The sequence below is a fragment of the Sphingobium sp. RAC03 genome (genome assembly GCF_001713415.1).
Taxonomy (GTDB): Bacteria; Pseudomonadota; Alphaproteobacteria; order Sphingomonadales; family Sphingomonadaceae; genus Sphingobium.
On record NZ_CP016456.1, the window covers coordinates 725,468 to 742,375 of the forward strand.

Below are 16,908 nucleotides of genomic sequence, written 5' to 3' on the forward strand. Positions count from 1 at the left end.
TGTGCCCCAAACGGAAGCGGCGTCAGGCGGGGCGTATTTTCCCGACCAGCCATTCGCCGACAAGTGCCACGATCATGCTGAGGCCGGTCAGCGGGAACAGCGCCCCCAGCAGCAGCATCGTGGCGGCGACGACCCGTTCCGCGCGCCCTGTCGCGCGCGGTGGTGCGGTCAGGCGGCCCTGTTTGCGCCGCTTCCACCACAGGACGGGCGCGGTCAGGCACAAGGCGAGCAGGCACAGGCACCCAGCCAGCATCAGCAGCCGGTTGACCTCGCCATATTGCTGGCCCTGATGGGTGGCGATGCCCCATTCGACCGCCTTTGCACCGGGACCGAACATGCGCCAGTCCATATCCTGCACCACCGCGCCGCTGGCTGCGTCGATGGTGATGGCGCGGGAGTCGGCGGCGCGCGTGACGAGGCTGGCCACCAGATAGGGCGCGCCGGGAGAGGCGGGCAGGATGAGCTGATAGCCGTCCGCTAGTCCGCGCTTCGCCGCGATTGCCGCGACGGCATCGACGCCGATGTCGCCCGCTGCGCCCGGCGTCGCACCGCCTTCGCGCAGCGTCCAGGGGAGTGCATCTTTGGCCGGGGCCGTCCAGGGAATGACCGCCATTTTCGGACGACCCCAATCATTCGCCGCGACCACCGCGCGCAGGCTCCCGCCCCACACATCCGTCCAGGGCATGCCGGTGATCGCGAGGAACAGGATGACGCCCGCCGACAGGAAGCCCAGCGTCCCATGCAGGTCGCGCCAGAAGAGCCGCCCCTTCACCCCGCCCCTTATGGCAATGGCGGGCTGGCCGCGGCGGGGCCAGCGCAGATAGAGGCCCGTGATGCACAGGAGGATGGCCCAGCCCGCCACCACCTCGACCAGCCGGTTGCCGACCGCGCCGGTCAGCGCCAGGCTATGCAGATCCTTGATTGTCTTCATGAGGCCGCCGCCCTGCATGTCTCCCAGCAGGCGGCCGTCATGCGGATCGACGAAATGGACGGTGGCCACGCCATCGGCCCCCTTGGTCGTCACCCGCCAGCTTTGGCTGGCGCTGGCGGGATGCGTGATCTGGGTCGCCCGTTCGCCGCTGGCCTGTTCGACGGCGGCGATCAGGCGGGCGGCAGGCAGCATCGGCACGCCCGGCCTGGCGGCGATCTCGACCGGATAGAGCCACGCCTCCACCTCCGGCTTGTAGAGATAGAGCGCGCCCGTCACCGCCATCAGCGCGAGGATGGGCAGGACGATGATCCCGGCATAAAAATGCCAGCGCATCATCGCCCGATAGAAGGCACCGTCTGTCATCATCCTGTCCTCCCCTTGAGCTTTTAGAAACGCGCGCGCACGCCGCCATAGATGGCGCGGCGTTCGAGTGGATAGAAAGCGACGCTGCCTTCGTCCGCCGCCGTTGCAGGATTGTCGGCGGCGTAGCGGACCAGCGCGCTGATGTCGCCGATGGCGCGCTTCTGCGTCAGGTTGCGCGCATCGAGGAACAGGGTCACGCCGTCGCGCAGTTGCGCCTGCGCACCAAGGTTGAGCAGCGCATAGCTCCCGACCCGCTTGCTGTTGACATAATCGACCCACGCCCCCTGCGGCAGCCATTCGACCGAGGGCGAGACGCTGATCCCGTCATTGCCCAGCCGCAGTTCCGCGCGATAGAAATGGCGCGGCACCACTGGCAGGCGATTGTCGCCATAGACCGCATCGTTGCGGAAGCGAAAATCGCTATATTGATAGACCTGCCGCAGCGATGCCCAGGGGGTGAAGGCCAGTTGCAGGCCCGCCTCGATCCCCTGATGCCGGGTCTTGTCGGCGTTGAAGGTGGCGGCCGGAATGACGCCTGCGATCACGCTATATTGCAGCATCTCCCCCCTGATGTCGGCGCGGTAGAGGCTGATGTCCCAGGCCGCGATGCCGATCCGGCCGCGCGTGCCGATCTCCGCCGTCCAGGCCTTTTGCGCGCGGACGGGCGTGAAACCGGGCGCACCGCCTGCGGGCGTTTGGCTCAGTTCACTAAAGCCTGGCAGTTCGACCGAGCGGCTGTAATTGGCGAAAAATTGCAGTGTTTCGCTCGGTTCGTAAAGCAGGCCGATCTTGGGCGCGAAGGCGTCAAAACGGGCGTCGCCGCTGCGCGCCGGGGCAAAACGATTGTCGATCTTGCGCTCGCCATGGGTGTAGAGGCCGCCGCCGATCAGCCACAGGCCGGGCACCGGGGCAATGCGCGCTTCGCCATAGCTGTTGATCGTCTGCGCGCGATGCTGGGCCAAAGCGGTTGGGGCACCACGGTCGCCTGCGATATTAACGAACTGGCGTGCGGTCACCTTGCCGAAGCGCGCCTGGCTGCCGAGTGTCATTTCCACCGGCATCCCGCCCAGATCGCCCGCCAGATCAAGGCTGGCGAACGCCCCGCGATCCTCCGATTTCTGGTCGATCACCTGGAAGATGGGATGATAGAGATCCTTGGCATTGAAGAAGAGGCCGAAGGCGAGCGCGCCGTTGGTAAGGGCGATGGTGGTGCGGTTTTGCAGGCGGATCGAATCGATGTCGCGCGCCTGATCGCCGACGAAATTGCCCCTGGTCGGATCGGTCAGCACTGATTTTTCGGACAGCGACCCGGACAGCTTCTGACGAATATTTTGGGCACTGGCGTAGAAGCGGGTTTCGATGGTGTCGCTGATCTTGACCCCGACATTGCCGTTGAAGCGATAGGATCGACGCTTGCCATGGTCGCGGTCGCCATCGGAGCGATCGGTGGTGATCGCGGCCCAGGCGTCGCCCCGTTCGTCGGCATAGCCATAGGCGGCCTTTGACCGGATCGTGTCGAAGCTGCCGCCGTCGACGCGCAGGTCTACGCCGGGCGCGCTGCGGCCGGTCGGCGTCACGGCGTTGATCGCCCCGCCCAGCGTCGATCCGCCCAGGCGCAGCGCATTGCCGCCGCGATAAACCTCGATATGCTGAAAGACTTGCGGGTCGAGTTCCTGAAAATCGCCATTATCATCCGCGAGGTTGAGTGGAATCCCATCCTGCAACAGGGTCAGGCCGCGCATGTGGAAGCCGCGCGACAGGCCCGATCCACGGATCGAGATGCGGACCTCCTGCCCGAAACGGGGTTGGGTATAAACGCCGGGCGAAAAGGTCAGCGCATCGCGCAGCGAGACGGCGACCTTATCCTCGAAAGCGTCGGCCGCGACGACATCGACGCCGCCTGGGGTGCGCTGGACGCGGGCGGTCGCGGCTTCAATCATCGGGCTGGCGGTGACGATGATGCGGCTGCCGTCAGCCTCTTCGGCGGATGCGGGAACGGACGACAGGGCGAGGGCGCACAGCGATATGCTGCGCAGGCCGGAATGATGGCGCATGGATTTAACCTATTGATAATATTAGTTTAATCCAGCGACCTTCTGTTTGATCGGCTGGATGGGGGCTGGACAGACACGATCCTCCCCTGACAGGGGAGGTGGCTGGCCGCAGGCCAGACGGAGGGGTGTCACCCTATCGATGGCGGCGACACCCTTCCGTCACGCCTTCGGCGTGCCACCTCCCCCACAGGGGGAGGATGTCAAAGGGCTGTCGGCGGCCCGGAGGACGGCGGGGGTGGCGCGGCGAGGCGGGCGATCAGGCCGGTCTTGAGCGCGAAGGCGATCGGACCGAAAGCCAGCGTCCAGGCGGGCAGCGCCAGATCGGCGAGGATCAGCGGCGGGACGATCGGCTGAACCGATGCGGCGAAGGGGCAATGTTGCTGGCTGCCCATGGCGTCATCGGGTTGATGGTCGCCCTGCCCCGGTGCCTGGTCGCGATCGACCACGACATTGATCGCGCCCTGCCCGGTACAAAGCGTCACCACGACGCCAGTCGCGGTACGGACGGGCATGAAGCCGGGCGGCACGATCATCTGGATGGTGAGCACGAGCAGCGCCAACGCCGCCAGCAGGCCGCGCGCACCCTCCGATCGTCTGATTGCCCCCATGGTCACGTTGCGCGCTTAACCGATGATCGGCGACCTGTCACCGACACAAATTGTCCCAGCCCACCCACTCACCTTGACGTAAACGTAAAGTGCCACTATCTCTATCCCTATGGACAATCGCAGCAGCATCGCGGGCATCGAATTGCCCGATCATAGCGACCGGCAGAGCTACAGCATCACCGACCTGTCGGAGGAATTCGGCGTCACGGCGCGCGCGCTGCGCTTCTATGAGGATGAAGGGTTGATCTCGCCGGAGCGGCAGGGTCTGTCGCGCATCTATTCGCGGCGCGACCGGGCGCGGCTGGCCTGGATCCTGCGCGGCAAGCGGGTGGGGTTCAGCCTCACCGAAATCCGCGAGATGATCGACCTCTACGACGCCGACGAAGCCCATGAGGAACAGCGCCGCGTGACGGTCGCCAAGTGCAAGGCGCGGATCGATCTGCTCAACCGGCAGAAGGACGATATCGACGCCGCCATCGCCGAACTGGATGCCTTCGTCGCTACCATTGCCCACTGAATACCAACCGCCTCTCATAAAAAATTCGCAGGAGAAGATCATGCCCAGTTATACCGCCCCCTTTCGCGACACCCGTTTCGTGCTGGACCATGTGGTCGGGCTAGAGCGCTATGCCAATCTACCCGGATTTGAGAATGCGACCCCTGACCTCGTCGACGCGATCCTGACCGAAGGCGGCAAGATGGCCGCCGAAGTCCTGTTTCCGCTCAATGCCGTGGGCGACAAGGAAGGCTGCACCCGTCACCCCGATGGCAGCGTGACCACGCCGACCGGCTTCAAAGCGGCGTTCGACCAGTTCGTCGCGGGCGGTTGGACCACGCTGTATTCTCCGCCCGAATTTGGCGGTCAGGGGCTGCCCAGTGTCGTGGCGACGGCAGTGGACGAATATGTGCTGTCCGCCAATCAGGCGTTTGCAATGTATCACGGCCTGACCGCCGGTGCGGTCGCGGCGCTGATCGCCAAGGGCAGCGACGAGCTGCAGCAGCGCTACATTCCCAAGATGGTGTCGGGCGAATGGACCGGCACGATGAACCTGACCGAACCGCATTGCGGCACGGACCTGGGCCTCATCAAGACCAAGGCTGTCCCGAACGCTGATGGCAGCTATGCGATCACCGGCACCAAGATCTTCATTTCGGCGGGCGAGCATGACTTGTCGGACAATATCATCCACCTCGTCCTCGCCAAGACGCCGGACGCGCCGGAAGGCAGCAAGGGCATTTCGCTGTTCGTCGTGCCCAAGATGATGGTGCATGACGACGGATCGCTGGGCGATCGCAACGCCGTGTCGTGCGGGTCGATCGAACATAAGATGGGCATTCACGGCAACGCCACCTGTGTCATGAATTATGACGGCGCGACCGGATGGATGGTGGGTGAGGAGAATAAGGGCCTCGCCGCCATGTTCATCATGATGAATGCGGCGCGGCTGGGCGTTGGCTTGCAGGGGCTGGGCCAGGCGGAGATCGCTTTCCAGAATGCGGTCCATTATGCCCGCGACCGGCGGCAGGGGCGCGCGCTGACCGGCCCCAAGGAGCCGGAGGAGAAGGCCGACACGCTGTTCGTCCATCCCGACGTGCGCCGCATGCTGATGGAAGCCAAGGCGATGACCGAAGGGCTGCGCGCGCTCATCCTGTGGGGGGCGCTCCAGGCCGACCTGTCGCATCACGCGGCAACCCCCGAAGAACGGCAGGCGGCCGACGACATGCTGTCGCTGCTGACCCCGGTGATCAAGGGCTATGGCACCGACCGCGGCTTCGACATCGCCGTCGCCTGCCAGCAGGTGTTCGGCGGCCATGGCTATATCTGGGAAAATGGCGTCGAGCAGTATGTGCGCGACGCGCGCATCGCCCAGATTTACGAAGGCACCAATGGCGTGCAGGCGATGGATCTGGTCGGCCGCAAGCTGGCGATGAATGGCGGCCGCGCGCTGCAGGCCTTCCTCAAAGTCGTTGCCGACGAGGTGGCCGAAGCCAAGGGCAATGAGAAGCTCGCGCCCTTTGCCGAATCGCTGGAGAAGGCAAGCGCGCAACTGGGCGCCGCGACCATGTGGCTGATGCAGAATGCCATGAAGAACCCGGACAATGCCGGGGCCGGCGCGCATCATTATATGCACATCTTGGGCATCGTCGCGACCGGCCTGATGTGGTTGCGGATGAGCAAGGCGGCAGCGACGCTGCTGGCGGCGGGCGAAGGCGATGCCAAATTCCTGGAAGCCAAGCTGGTCACGGCGCGCTTCTTTGCCGAGCGGATCATGCCCGACGCAGGATCGCTCCGCCGCAAGATCGAGGGCGGTGCCGACGCGCTGATGGCGCTTGATCCGGACATGTTCCTGGCGGCCTGAGGCCGGACACGAAAAAGGGGCTCCGTGACATGTCACGGAGCCCCTTTTTTTTGTCTGCCGGAAAGGGAAGACTTAGTCTTCGCCATTATCCTTGACGCCAACCGTAGGCACTTCGACGGTCTTTTCCTCGGTGCCGACAACGACTTCCTTCGAATCGACATCGACATTGGGCAGTGCGCCGCCATCGACGCTGACTTCGGGCATGTCGCCGCCGCTCACGTCGGCTTTCCAGAAGCCGGTGGCGAACAGGATGCCGACGATCGCAAGAATGGCGATCAGCACAATCGCGATTGTGCGGCCCGGCCCCTTCTTTTCCACGATAACCCGACGATCGTCATATCCATCATTACGAACGTCAACCATGTAAAACCCTCCTCATGTCGTTGTGGAGGGAGAAACGGTCTGGCAATCTTATTGGTTCCAGCGGTCAGACGTTGGTGCTTTCGGACAGGACGAAGGTCGGCACAATATCTGGCGTCAATCGCCCCACAAATCCTTGATCTTGCCGAAGAAACCAGTCGAGGCCGGACATTCTTCCCCGGTTTCGGTTTCGCGGAAGGCTTCGAGCAATTCCTTCTGCCGGGCGGTCAGCCGGGTCGGCGTTTCGACGTCGATCTGCACGACCAGATCACCCTGCCCGCGCCCGTTGAGGACCGGCATGCCTGCGCCGCGCTGGCGGATCTGCTTGCCCGACTGGATGCCCGCCGGAATCTTGATCTCATGACGCACGCCGTCGAGGCCCGGCACTTCAATCGATCCGCCCAGCGACGCCGTGGTGAAGCTAACCGGACAGCGGCAGAAGAGCGTCGTGCCCTCGCGCTCGAACAGCGAATGGCGCTTCACATGCAGGAAGATATAGAGGTCGCCTGCCGGTGCGCCGCGCGCGCCCGCTTCGCCTTCGCCGGTCAGGCGGATGCGCGTGCCTTCGTCCACACCCGCCGGTATGTTGACCGACAGCGACTTGGGCTTGTCCACCCGGCCTTCGCCGCGACAGGCCCGGCAGGGGCTTTCGATAACCTGCCCCGCGCCATGGCAGGATGGGCAGGTGCGCTCGACCATGAAGAAGCCCTGCTGCGCCCGCACCTGGCCATGGCCCTTGCAGGTGCCGCAGGTCTTGACCCCGGTGCCGGGCTGCGCGCCCGACCCTTCGCAGGTGTCGCAGGCAGCGGACACTTCGATTTCGATCTGTGTCTGCTTGCCATGATAGGCTTCGTCGAGGCTGATTTCGAGGTCGTAGCGGAGATCCGCGCCGCGCCGCTGCTGCTGACGACCACCGCCGCCCCCGCCGAAGCCGGACTGACCGAAGATGGTCTCGAAGATGTCGCCAAGGTCGGAAAATCCGCCCGCATTGGCGCGATGGCCACCGCCGCCACCCTGCTCATGCTGGGTATAGGCGGCATGGCCGAAGCGATCGTAAGCCGCGCGCTTTTGCGGGTCTTTCAGGCACTCATAGGCCTGCGACACCGCCTTGAACTTGGCTTCGCTTTCGGCACATCCCCCCGTCTTGTCGGGGTGATATTTCATCGCGAGCTTGCGATAGGCGCTCTTGATCTGCGCACCGTCGGCTGTGCGCTCGATTTCGAGCAGCGTATAATAATCGATTTCGGTCGTCATTCGGACCCCCGCCCACCTCTTCCCTCGCCCCGACCATGGCCGGGGTGAGGGATATGGGGCATCGGCTTACGCCTTGTTGTCATCCACTTCGGAGAATTCGGCGTCGACGACATCGTCATCGGCCTTGGGCGCGTCTGCGCCCGGAGCCGCGGCCGAAGCCTGCTCCTTCTCGTAAATGGCCTGGCCCAGCTTCATCGCGATCGTCGCGAGTTCCTGCGCCTTGCTCTTCATCGCTTCAGCGTCGCCGCCTTCGATCGCCGACTTGGTCGCGGCGATCGCGGTTTCGATCTCACCCTTCAGCGCCGCATCGACCTTGTCGCCATGTTCGGCCAGCTGCGCTTCGGTGGTGTGAACCAGACTTTCGGCGTTGTTCTTCGCCTCGGCTGCCTCACGACGCTTCTTATCCTCTTCGGCGAAGCGTTCGGCATCCTTGACCATCTGGTCGATGTCCGAATCGCTCAGGCCACCCGACGCCTGGATGCGGATCTGCTGTTCCTTGCCGGTGCCCTTGTCCTTGGCGGACACGTTGACCAGGCCGTTGGCGTCGATGTCGAACGTGACTTCGATCTGCGGCACGCCGCGCGGCGCTGGCGGGATGCCGACGAGGTCGAACTGGCCGAGGATCTTGTTGTCCGCCGCCATTTCGCGTTCGCCTTGGAACACGCGGATGGTCACCGCCTGCTGATTGTCGTCGGCGGTCGAATAGACCTGGCTCTTCTTGGCCGGGATGGTCGTGTTGCGATCGATCATGCGGGTGAACACGCCACCCAGCGTCTCGATGCCCAGCGACAGCGGCGTCACGTCGAGCAACAGCACGTCCTTGACGTCGCCCTGCAGCACGCCCGCCTGAATGGCGGCGCCCATCGCGACGACTTCGTCAGGGTTCACGCCGGTATGCGGTTCCTTGCCGAAAAATTCCTTAACGGCTTCGCGCACCTTGGGCATGCGGGTCATGCCGCCGACCAGGACGACTTCGCTGATGTCCGCTGCCGAAACGCCCGCGTCCGCCATCGCCTTCTTGCAAGGCTCCATCGTGCGCTTGATGAGATCGGCGACCAGGCGCTCCAGGTCCGACCGAGTGATGGTCTTGACCAGATGCTTGGGGCCGTTCTGATCGGCGGTGATGAAGGGCAGGTTGACTTCGGTCGACTGGGCCGAGGACAGTTCGATCTTCGCCTTTTCAGCGGCTTCCTTCAGACGCTGGAGGGCCAGCTTGTCCTTGGTCAGGTCGATGCTCTCGGTCTTCTTGAAGTCGTCGGCCAGGAACTGCACCAGCTTGGCGTCGAAATCTTCACCGCCCAGGAACGTGTCGCCATTGGTCGACTTCACTTCGAACACGCCATCGCCGATTTCCAGAATGGAAATGTCGAACGTGCCGCCACCAAGGTCATAGACCGCGATCGTCTTGCCGTCCTGCTTGTCGAGGCCATAGGCCAGCGCAGCAGCGGTCGGCTCGTTGATGATGCGCAGGACTTCGAGGCCGGCGATCTGGCCAGCGTCCTTGGTCGCCTGACGCTGGGCATCGTTGAAATAGGCAGGAACGGTGATGACTGCCTGCGTAACCGTTTCGCCCAGATAGCTCTCGGCGGTTTCCTTCATCTTCTGCAGGGTGAAGGCCGAAATCTGCGCGGGGCTGTAATCCTGACCACCGGCGCGGACCCAGGCGTCGCCGTTCGGACCCTTGGCAATGTCATAGGGGACGAGTTCCATGTCCTTCTTGGTCATGGGATCGTCGAAGCGGCGGCCGATCAGGCGCTTGACCGCGAAGATCGTGTTGTCGCCATTGGTGACCGCCTGGCGCTTGGCCGGCTGGCCGATCAGACGCTCGCCATCCTTGGCGAAGGCGACGATGGAGGGCGTCGTGCGCGCGCCTTCCGCATTTTCAATAACCTTGGGCTTGCCACCGTCCATGACGGCGACGCAGCTGTTGGTGGTGCCAAGGTCGATACCGATTACTTTTGCCATTGTGTCCTCTTTGAACCCCAAATTTCATTCAGCGGTTGACGGCCCCATACCCCACGAAAGCGCCAAGGCAAGGCCGGTCTGCATGGGCGATATAGGCGTGCTTTTGCTTGGCACAAGAAGCAGCGGCCATTAGCTATGTCATCGACCGGAAACGAGACAGTCATGGAGTGACCAATGCGCGCGCCCTTCGCCCTTATCGCCCTCGCGGCCCCGCTGGCGCTGACAGCGTGCGGCGACCGTGCGCCCAGCTACATCGACCAGGCCTGGGTACGGCTGTCGCCCAACAAGGAATCGCCCTCGGCCGGCTATTTCATCGCGCATGGCGGCGATGCGGGGGTGCAGATACGCGGCGTACTGACCGCCTATGCCGTCCGCGTCGAAATGCATGAAAGCGTGATGGACAAGGGCGTCATGACGATGAAGCCGATCGACAGCGTGGACGTGCCCGCCAAGGGCGAGGTCGCCTTTGCGCCCGGCGGCAAGCATCTGATGCTGTGGGGCATCAACGATGCCGCGATCAACCAGGGCAAGATGGAACTGACCTTCCTGATGAGCGATGGCAAACGGCTGCTGGTGGATGCTGTGATTCGCAAGCCGGAGGCGGCGGGTGCGGCTGCGAACAAGCCCGCCACGCATGAGGGCCATTGAGCAGCCGTAGCCTGACGCCCGATGAGATCGCGCTTGCCCGCGCCATGTTCGGCCGGGCGATCGCCTATGATCGGGTGCGGGTGCATAACCGCAAATGGTGGCCGTTTCAGCCGAGCCGGGTGACGATGGCGCCCGATGGCCATTTGTGGTTTCACCCGCAAGGTGGCCTGTTCTGCGCCGATTTCTGCGACAGCCCGCTCCATATCCAGGCGCATTTTGTCCACGAAATGACCCATGTGTGGCAGGCGCAACGGTCGGGCAAATGGTGGTTGCCGCTGATGCGCCACCCCTTTTGCCGCTATGACTATGCGGTCGTGCCAGGCAAGCCCTTCGCGCACTACGGCATCGAGCAGCAGGCCGAGATCGTGCGCCATGCGTTTCTGTTGCGACAGGGTGTGGCGGTGGCGGGCAAGCCGGGGCTGGACGTCTATGAGGCGTTGCTGCCGTTCGGTTGAAGTGACTACCAATATTTGGTAAGATGGTGACATGAGCAGCAAGACCACCTCCGTCGCCTTGGGCGACCATTTCCGCGAGTTCGCCGAACGCAAGGTGAGCGAAGGCCGCTACGGATCGACCAGCGAAGTGATCCGCGCGGGATTGCGGATGCTGGAGTCGGAAGAGCAGAAACTGGAAGCGCTGAGGGCGGCGATTCAGGAAGGGCTGGATAGCGGGCCAGGGCAAGAGTTTGACTTCGATGCATTTTTGGCCGCAAAAAGATCCGCTCGGTGATGCGTCAAATAGTCCTTCGGCCGCAAGCGCAGGATGATATCGACAAAATTTGGGATTATAGCGCCGAGCAATGGGACATGGATCAGGCGGACGCCTATGTTGGCGACATCCGCGCGGCCATACGATTTATTGCTACCAGCCCGTTCATAGGCACTGACTGCGCGCATCTGGCGCGCGGATTACGAAAATTGAATTCTGGTTCGCATGCGATCTTTTATCTGCATGGAAACGAACGCATTGATATCGTCCGCATCCTGCATCAGCGCGCGGATCATCTGAACTATCTGGAATGAAAAAAGGCGGACCTTTCGGCCCGCCCTCTTCATCGTCATCCCTGATCGCGGATCAGTATACCCGCGCCTTGGGCTGCACATATTCGGCTTCGTCGGTCAGCGTGTAATCATGGACCGGGCGGTAATCGAGCTTCACTTCGCCGCCGGAACCACCCCAGCCGTCGAACCAACTGATCGTGTGCTTCATCCAGTTTTCGTCGTCGCGGTTCGGGAAATCCTCATGCGCGTGCGCGCCACGGCTTTCCTTGCGGTTTTCCGCGCTGACCATGGTGCAGACGGCCTGGGACATGAGATTGTCGAGTTCCAGCGTCTCGACAAGGTCGGTGTTCCAGATCAGCGAACGATCCGACACGCCGACATCCTGCATGCCCGCATAGACATTGTGCATCTTGTCGACGCCCTCGGCCAGCAGCGCGCTGTCGCGGAACACGGCGGCGTGCTTCTGCATCGTGTGCTGCATTTCGAGGCGCAGCTTCGCGGTCGGCGTGCCGCCGGTCGCATTGCGATATTTGTCGAGGCGGCTGAGCGCCAGGTCGGCGGCGTCCGATGCCAGCGGCTTGTGGCTGCCATTGGGCTTCAGATTATCCTTGAGGAACAGACCCGTCGCCCGGCCGAACACGACCAGATCGATCAGCGAGTTGGAGCCGAGGCGGTTGGCGCCATGGACCGACACGCAGGCCGCTTCGCCGACCGCAAACAGGCCGGGGACCACGACTTCGGGATCGCCATCCTTCTTGGTCAGCACCTGGCCATGATAATTACAGGGAATGCCGCCCATATTATAATGGACCGTCGGCGTGACGGGCAGCGGCTGGCGGGTGAGGTCGACACCGGCAAAGATCTTGCCGCTTTCGGTGATGCCCGGCAGGCGCTCGGCCAGCACCTTGGGATCGATATGATCAAGGTGCAGGAAGATATGATCCTTGTTCGGACCAACGCCGCGCCCTTCGCGCATTTCCATCGCCATCGATCGCGACACGACGTCGCGCGACGCCAGATCCTTGGCCGACGGGGCGTAGCGCTCCATGAAGCGCTCGCCTTCGGAGTTGGTGAGATAGCCGCCCTCCCCGCGCGCGCCTTCGGTGATCAGCACGCCGGCGCCATAGATCCCGGTCGGGTGGAACTGGACGAATTCCAGATCCTGGAGCGGAAGGCCAGCGCGCAGCACCATGCCACCGCCGTCGCCGGTGCAGCTATGCGCCGAGGTGGCCGAGAAATAGGCGCGGCCATAACCACCCGTCGCCAGCACGACCGCATGGCTGCGGAAGCGATGGATCGATCCATCTTCCATGCACAAGGCGATCACGCCGCGACATTCGCCATTTTCCATGATCAGGTCGATGGCGAAATATTCGATGTAGAAGTCCGCGTCATATTTCAGCGACTGCTGATAGAGCGCGTGGAGCATGGCGTGGCCGGTACGGTCGGCGGCGGCGCAGGTGCGCTGCACCGGCGGGCCGGCACCCATATTCTGCATGTGGCCGCCGAAGGGACGCTGGTAGATCGTCCCATCCTCGTTGCGGCTGAACGGCACGCCGGCATGCTCCAGCTCGATGACAGCGGCAGGCGCTTCACGCACCATATATTCGATCGCGTCCTGGTCGCCCAGCCAGTCCGACCCCTTGACGGTGTCGTACATGTGCCAGGTCCAGTGATCGGGCGAATTATTGCCCAGCGAAGCGGCGATGCCGCCCTGCGCCGCAACCGTGTGGCTGCGCGTCGGGAACAATTTGGTGATGCAGGCGGTCTTGAGGCCCGCTTCGGCGCTGCCCATGGTCGCGCGCAGGCCCGAACCGCCCGCGCCCACGACCACGGTGTCATAGGTATGATCGATGATCTTATAGGCTTGCGTCATTATTCGACGACCCCTGTGAAGGCGATCTTGGCGATCGCGAAGACGCCTGCGGCCGCGCCGCCAAAGGCATAGAAATTGAGCAGCAGCATCGAGAAGAAGGCCATGCCCTTATCGTGAACATAATCTTCCAGCATCACCTGCATGCCGAGGCGCAGATGCCAGAAGATGCTGACGATCATCAGCATCATCGGCACCGCGACCAGCGGGTTGGCGATCCACAGCACGACGCTCTCATAATCGAGGCCGGGCAGGCTGATCAGGCTGAAGATCAGCCACAATACCAGCAGCAGGTTGCCGACGGCGGTGTAGCGCTGCGCCAGCCAGTGATGCGCGCCGTGCCTGGCCGAACCCAGCCCGCGAACGCGGCCGATACCCGTTCCGTTGCCCATCAGAAACCCTTTCCGAAGATATAGAGCCACAGCAGGGCGGTCACGGCCAGCGACGCCGCGAAGGTCGCGATCGACCAGCTCTTGTTGCTGCGCAGTTCATATCCCGCGCCCAGATCCAGCACGAAATGGCGGAGACCGGAGAAAAGATGCTGGAAGAAGAACCAGCTAAGCCCGATCATCACCAGATAGCCGATCGGTGACGTGGCGCAGGCGACGAAGGTCGCATAGGCTTCCGGCCCGGTCGCGGCGGCCATCAGCCACCAGATGAGGCCCAGCGCACCGGCCGTCGCAAGACCGTTGCCGGTCACGCGATGGATGATGGAGACGGTCATGGCCGGTCCCCATTTCCATATGGTCAAATGCGGCGAGAGCGGCCGGCTGTTGGATCGCGCCATATCTACCCTTGTCCCTGCTATATTCCTTGATCCCGCCCCCCTTAAGAGCGAACGCACAGGAGGGCAAGCCGCGCCGGGCATGGCTGCCCCAATGTCCGTGCCGGGCCAACGGGCATTTGATCATAAGAAGTGATTAACCAAAGCGCGCTAGGACAGGCTGATATTATCGCTCATCCCACCAACAGGGGCCGTCCAGCCATGTCGTCCTTCGTTTCTCCCGCCGAAACCGCCTCCGACTATGTGGCGGGCATTGACCCCGACGGCGCCATTGCCCGTAACGCAAAAGAAATCGGCCTGTTGATCGAGCCGGACATCGATCAGGTCGCGGCGGCATTTTTCGACAGCTATATGCGCGAAACCGGGTTGATCGATCGCCTGGACCAGTCCGTGATCGACAAAATCCGGGCCGAATCGCGTGTCTATGCCGCCCATAAGCTGATGCATTTCCGGGAGGCGCGCTGGACGCGCTCTGCCGCCGATTGCGTGCGCCATGCCCGCAAACATGGCGTCCCCGTGCGCGCCGTGCTGGTCGCGGTCGGCAAGGCCAACGACACGATCATGAATTTGCTGTGGGAACGGTGCCGCGACGATGATGCACGCCTGCGCCGGTTGATGGGCACGATCATGGAAATCGGCATGTTCGATGCCGGCTTCATGAGCAATGTGCTATCGTCCGATCAGGCCGAAGTTCAGCGCGCCGAACGGCAGCGCTATGGCACCTTGTTCGAACAGCGGATCATGGGCGAACTGGACGGTGCCACGCGCCTGGGCGAATCGCTGCGCGAACAGGCCAAGGATGCGTCCGCCGCCACGCGGGGCATGCTGGGCAAGGCGTCGGAAGTCGCCGCTGCCGCCGAACAATCCGCTCTGGCGATGCGCGAAGCCGCCCGCACCTCCGCTGGCCTGATCCGCGCGATCGACGATGCCCGCACCGAAGTCGAGGGCGCAGCCGACGTGGCCCAGCGCGCCGCCAAGCAATCGGGTGATGCCGTCACCATGTCCGCCACCCTGTCCGACCATGCCAAGTCGATCGAATCGATCCTGGGCCTCATCCGCGACATTGCCGGGCAAACCAATTTGCTGGCGCTCAACGCCACGATCGAAGCCGCCCGTGCGGGCGACGCCGGGCGCGGCTTTGCCGTGGTGGCGCAGGAAGTGAAGAGCCTCGCCAACCAGACCGCGCGCGCGACCGACGAAATTGCGGGGAAGATCGCCGACATCCAGGCCTCGACCCGCCAGTCGGTGGAGACCAACGAGCGCATCCGCGACACGGTGGGCGAAGTGCAGGCCAGCGCCGAGCGCATCCGCCATGCCATGGACGCGCAGGCGCAGACCGTCACCATGATCACCGCCGCCGTCGATGAAACCGCGCTGGCCGCCGATTCCATGTCGACCACCATCTCGGCGATCCGCCAGGACACCGAAGTCGTCGCGTCGGAAATCGACCAGCTCGAACGCGGCTTCGTCAGCGTGGAGGGCAAGCTCGCCAGCCTGCGCCACGCCTCGACGGACTTTGGGCGGCAGGTCGCCTGACACTCCATGTTAGTTCGTCATGCTGACGAAAGTCAGCATCCATGCGCGCTCCGTCTGTGAACACGCATAGGTAGAGCCAATGGATCCTGACTTTCGTCAGGATGACGCAGATGGTTAAGGATGTTCTGCGAGCCGCTTCCCCTGCCTGCCCCGCTGCTCTAAAGGCCGGGGGATGAACGATGCTACATCCCCGGCGATCCAAAGCTGGAAAGTCACCCTGCCCTGCACCCGCGCCGAGGCCGAGGCGCTGGACGGGGATATTGCCGCCTTTGCGATGATGGACCGGCCGCCGGTGCTGATGACCAGCGAGGCGGAACCCGATGACGAGGATGCCTGGCGGCTCGACGCCTATTTCGAGGGCAAGCCCAGCCCCGCCGCGATCAAGCTGTTGCGGTCGATGGTGCCCAGCGCCGCGCGGACCAAGCCCGTCGTTGAAGCGCTGCCCGACGAGGATTGGGTGACGATCAGCCAGCAGGGGCTGGAGCCAGTCACCGCCGGGCGCTTCCATGTCCGCAACCTCGCCAGCGACCCCGAACAGCCCGGCCAGGTCAATCTGCTGATCGCCGCCAGCCGCGCCTTTGGCACTGGCCAGCATGAGACGACGGCGGGTTGCCTTGCCATGCTCGACCGGATGCGGCGCGTGGGCATGCGGTTCGGCAATGTCGCCGACATCGGCACTGGCACCGGACTGCTCGCCTTTGCCGCGCTGCATCTATGGCCGCGCGCCTATGCCACCGCGTCGGACATTGATCCGGTCGCGGTCGAGATCAGCGCGGAGAATGCGCTGGCCAATGGCATGGCCGTCGGCCGGGGACAGGGGCAGGTTGCGCTCTATGCCGCCGCCGGGGTCGATCATGCCGCGATCATCGCCCGTGCGCCCTATGACCTGCTGATCGCCAATATCCTGGCCGGGCCGTTGATCGAACTCGCCCCATCGCTCTGCGCGATGGTGGAGGAAGGCGGCACGATCCTGCTCGCGGGCCTCCTCAACGAACAGGCCGACGCCGTGCTGGCCGCCTATCGGGCGCAGGGGATGCGGCTGGCCGAACGCGCCGACCGGGGTGATTGGCCGACGCTCAGGTTACGCAAGCGGCCCGTCATCGGCTGGAAGCGCCCCCGCCGCCTCAACCCCGCCGCACGCGGCGAGGCGCCCGGTTTCGGTAGTATCTAA

At 63.7% G+C, this 16,908-nt stretch carries 17 protein-coding genes; 8 read left to right on the forward strand and 9 right to left on the reverse strand.

The window, feature by feature from the left end; genetic code table 11:
- Positions 1–22: 22 nt before the first annotated feature.
- The 3 genes from BSY17_RS08010 to BSY17_RS08020 form a co-directional block, all read right to left on the reverse strand.
- The gene (locus BSY17_RS08010; protein WP_069066855.1) at positions 23–1,294 is read right to left on the reverse strand and encodes a PepSY-associated TM helix domain-containing protein; all 1,272 of its coding nucleotides are present in this window, start codon (positions 1,292–1,294) and stop codon (positions 23–25) included.
- A gap of 23 nt (positions 1,295–1,317) precedes the next feature.
- Entirely contained in the window at positions 1,318–3,348 is a 2,031-nt protein-coding gene (locus BSY17_RS08015) for a TonB-dependent receptor family protein (RefSeq protein ID WP_069065120.1), read from the reverse strand.
- Between the two features lie 200 nt (positions 3,349–3,548).
- Positions 3,549–3,956 (reverse strand): DUF2946 family protein, encoded by a 408-nt coding sequence (locus tag BSY17_RS08020; RefSeq protein WP_069065121.1) that lies wholly within the window; start codon positions 3,954–3,956, stop codon positions 3,549–3,551.
- Positions 3,957–4,065: 109 nt separating this feature from the next.
- Between BSY17_RS08020 and BSY17_RS08025 the strand changes: the two genes are divergently transcribed.
- The gene (locus BSY17_RS08025) at positions 4,066–4,473 is read left to right on the forward strand and encodes a MerR family transcriptional regulator (RefSeq protein WP_069065122.1); all 408 of its coding nucleotides are present in this window, start codon (positions 4,066–4,068) and stop codon (positions 4,471–4,473) included.
- Between the two features lie 40 nt (positions 4,474–4,513).
- Positions 4,514–6,316, forward strand: coding sequence for an acyl-CoA dehydrogenase C-terminal domain-containing protein (locus BSY17_RS08030; RefSeq protein WP_069065123.1), 1,803 nt, complete (start codon positions 4,514–4,516; stop codon positions 6,314–6,316).
- A 72-nt stretch (positions 6,317–6,388) separates the two neighbouring features.
- Here BSY17_RS08030 and BSY17_RS08035 read toward each other — a convergent pair whose 3' ends face one another.
- The 3 genes from BSY17_RS08035 to dnaK form a co-directional block, all read right to left on the reverse strand.
- A complete protein-coding gene (locus tag BSY17_RS08035; RefSeq protein ID WP_037475469.1) occupies positions 6,389–6,679 on the reverse strand; it encodes a hypothetical protein in 291 nt (96 codons plus the stop codon).
- 114 nt (positions 6,680–6,793) lie between these two features.
- Positions 6,794–7,930, reverse strand: a complete 1,137-nt coding sequence (dnaJ, locus tag BSY17_RS08040; protein ID WP_069065124.1) for a molecular chaperone DnaJ — start codon at positions 7,928–7,930, stop codon at positions 6,794–6,796.
- A gap of 66 nt (positions 7,931–7,996) precedes the next feature.
- Positions 7,997–9,895: a molecular chaperone DnaK gene (gene dnaK / locus BSY17_RS08045; protein ID WP_037475465.1), complete on the reverse strand. Its 1,899-nt coding sequence runs from the start codon at positions 9,893–9,895 to the stop codon at positions 7,997–7,999.
- A 174-nt stretch (positions 9,896–10,069) separates the two neighbouring features.
- Between dnaK and BSY17_RS08050 the strand changes: the two genes are divergently transcribed.
- The 4 genes from BSY17_RS08050 to BSY17_RS08065 are packed head-to-tail and all read left to right on the forward strand — an operon-like array spanning position 10,070 to position 11,565.
- On the forward strand, positions 10,070–10,543 hold the full coding sequence (locus tag BSY17_RS08050) for a copper chaperone PCu(A)C (protein ID WP_069065125.1): 474 nt from the start codon (positions 10,070–10,072) through the stop codon (positions 10,541–10,543).
- Positions 10,540–10,998: a vgr related protein gene (locus tag BSY17_RS08055; RefSeq protein WP_069065126.1), complete on the forward strand. Its 459-nt coding sequence runs from the start codon at positions 10,540–10,542 to the stop codon at positions 10,996–10,998. Before BSY17_RS08050 ends, BSY17_RS08055 begins: the two co-directional genes overlap by 4 nt.
- Before the next feature lie 31 nt (positions 10,999–11,029).
- Positions 11,030–11,272, forward strand: coding sequence for a type II toxin-antitoxin system ParD family antitoxin (locus BSY17_RS08060; protein ID WP_069065127.1), 243 nt, complete (start codon positions 11,030–11,032; stop codon positions 11,270–11,272).
- Positions 11,272–11,565: a type II toxin-antitoxin system RelE/ParE family toxin gene (locus BSY17_RS08065; protein WP_069065128.1), complete on the forward strand. Its 294-nt coding sequence runs from the start codon at positions 11,272–11,274 to the stop codon at positions 11,563–11,565. Before BSY17_RS08060 ends, BSY17_RS08065 begins: the two co-directional genes overlap by 1 nt.
- A 52-nt stretch (positions 11,566–11,617) precedes the next feature.
- Here the strand turns inward: BSY17_RS08065 and sdhA are convergent, their stop codons facing one another.
- The 3 genes from sdhA to sdhC are packed head-to-tail and all read right to left on the reverse strand — an operon-like array spanning position 11,618 to position 14,204.
- A complete protein-coding gene (gene sdhA / locus BSY17_RS08070; protein WP_069065129.1) occupies positions 11,618–13,420 on the reverse strand; it encodes a succinate dehydrogenase flavoprotein subunit in 1,803 nt (600 codons plus the stop codon).
- Positions 13,420–13,809 carry a succinate dehydrogenase, hydrophobic membrane anchor protein gene (gene sdhD / locus BSY17_RS08075; RefSeq protein WP_037476151.1) on the reverse strand — a complete coding sequence of 130 codons (390 nt, stop codon included), beginning with the start codon at positions 13,807–13,809 and terminating at the stop codon, positions 13,420–13,422. The genes sdhA and sdhD overlap by 1 nt, the downstream gene beginning before the upstream one ends.
- On the reverse strand, positions 13,809–14,204 hold the full coding sequence (sdhC, locus tag BSY17_RS08080) for a succinate dehydrogenase, cytochrome b556 subunit (RefSeq protein WP_037476149.1): 396 nt from the start codon (positions 14,202–14,204) through the stop codon (positions 13,809–13,811). Before sdhC ends, sdhD begins: the two co-directional genes overlap by 1 nt.
- A 198-nt stretch (positions 14,205–14,402) precedes the next feature.
- Between sdhC and BSY17_RS08085 the strand changes: the two genes are divergently transcribed.
- Both BSY17_RS08085 and BSY17_RS08090 read left to right on the forward strand, forming a co-directional pair.
- Positions 14,403–15,737, forward strand: a complete 1,335-nt coding sequence (locus BSY17_RS08085) for a methyl-accepting chemotaxis protein (protein WP_069065130.1) — start codon at positions 14,403–14,405, stop codon at positions 15,735–15,737.
- 172 nt (positions 15,738–15,909) lie between these two features.
- Positions 15,910–16,908, forward strand: a complete 999-nt coding sequence (locus BSY17_RS08090) for a 50S ribosomal protein L11 methyltransferase (RefSeq protein ID WP_069065131.1) — start codon at positions 15,910–15,912, stop codon at positions 16,906–16,908.

Coding starts and splice junctions, on each gene's coding strand:
- BSY17_RS08020 (WP_069065121.1), bottom strand. CDS start 3,956: ATGGGGGCAATCAGACGATCGGAGGGTGCGCGCGGCCTGCTGGCGGCG.
- BSY17_RS08025 (WP_069065122.1), top strand. CDS start 4,066: ATGGACAATCGCAGCAGCATCGCGGGCATCGAATTGCCCGATCATAGC.
- BSY17_RS08090 (WP_069065131.1), top strand. CDS start 15,910: ATGAACGATGCTACATCCCCGGCGATCCAAAGCTGGAAAGTCACCCTG.
- sdhC (WP_037476149.1), bottom strand. CDS start 14,204: ATGGCGCGATCCAACAGCCGGCCGCTCTCGCCGCATTTGACCATATGG.
- BSY17_RS08060 (WP_069065127.1), top strand. CDS start 11,030: ATGAGCAGCAAGACCACCTCCGTCGCCTTGGGCGACCATTTCCGCGAG.
- BSY17_RS08035 (WP_037475469.1), bottom strand. CDS start 6,679: ATGGTTGACGTTCGTAATGATGGATATGACGATCGTCGGGTTATCGTG.
- sdhD (WP_037476151.1), bottom strand. CDS start 13,809: ATGGGCAACGGAACGGGTATCGGCCGCGTTCGCGGGCTGGGTTCGGCC.
- BSY17_RS08015 (WP_069065120.1), bottom strand. CDS start 3,348: ATGCGCCATCATTCCGGCCTGCGCAGCATATCGCTGTGCGCCCTCGCC.
- BSY17_RS08010 (WP_069066855.1), bottom strand. CDS start 1,294: ATGACAGACGGTGCCTTCTATCGGGCGATGATGCGCTGGCATTTTTAT.
- BSY17_RS08050 (WP_069065125.1), top strand. CDS start 10,070: ATGCGCGCGCCCTTCGCCCTTATCGCCCTCGCGGCCCCGCTGGCGCTG.
- BSY17_RS08065 (WP_069065128.1), top strand. CDS start 11,272: ATGCGTCAAATAGTCCTTCGGCCGCAAGCGCAGGATGATATCGACAAA.
- dnaJ (WP_069065124.1), bottom strand. CDS start 7,930: ATGACGACCGAAATCGATTATTATACGCTGCTCGAAATCGAGCGCACA.
- BSY17_RS08085 (WP_069065130.1), top strand. CDS start 14,403: ATGTCGTCCTTCGTTTCTCCCGCCGAAACCGCCTCCGACTATGTGGCG.
- dnaK (WP_037475465.1), bottom strand. CDS start 9,895: ATGGCAAAAGTAATCGGTATCGACCTTGGCACCACCAACAGCTGCGTC.
- sdhA (WP_069065129.1), bottom strand. CDS start 13,420: ATGACGCAAGCCTATAAGATCATCGATCATACCTATGACACCGTGGTC.
- BSY17_RS08030 (WP_069065123.1), top strand. CDS start 4,514: ATGCCCAGTTATACCGCCCCCTTTCGCGACACCCGTTTCGTGCTGGAC.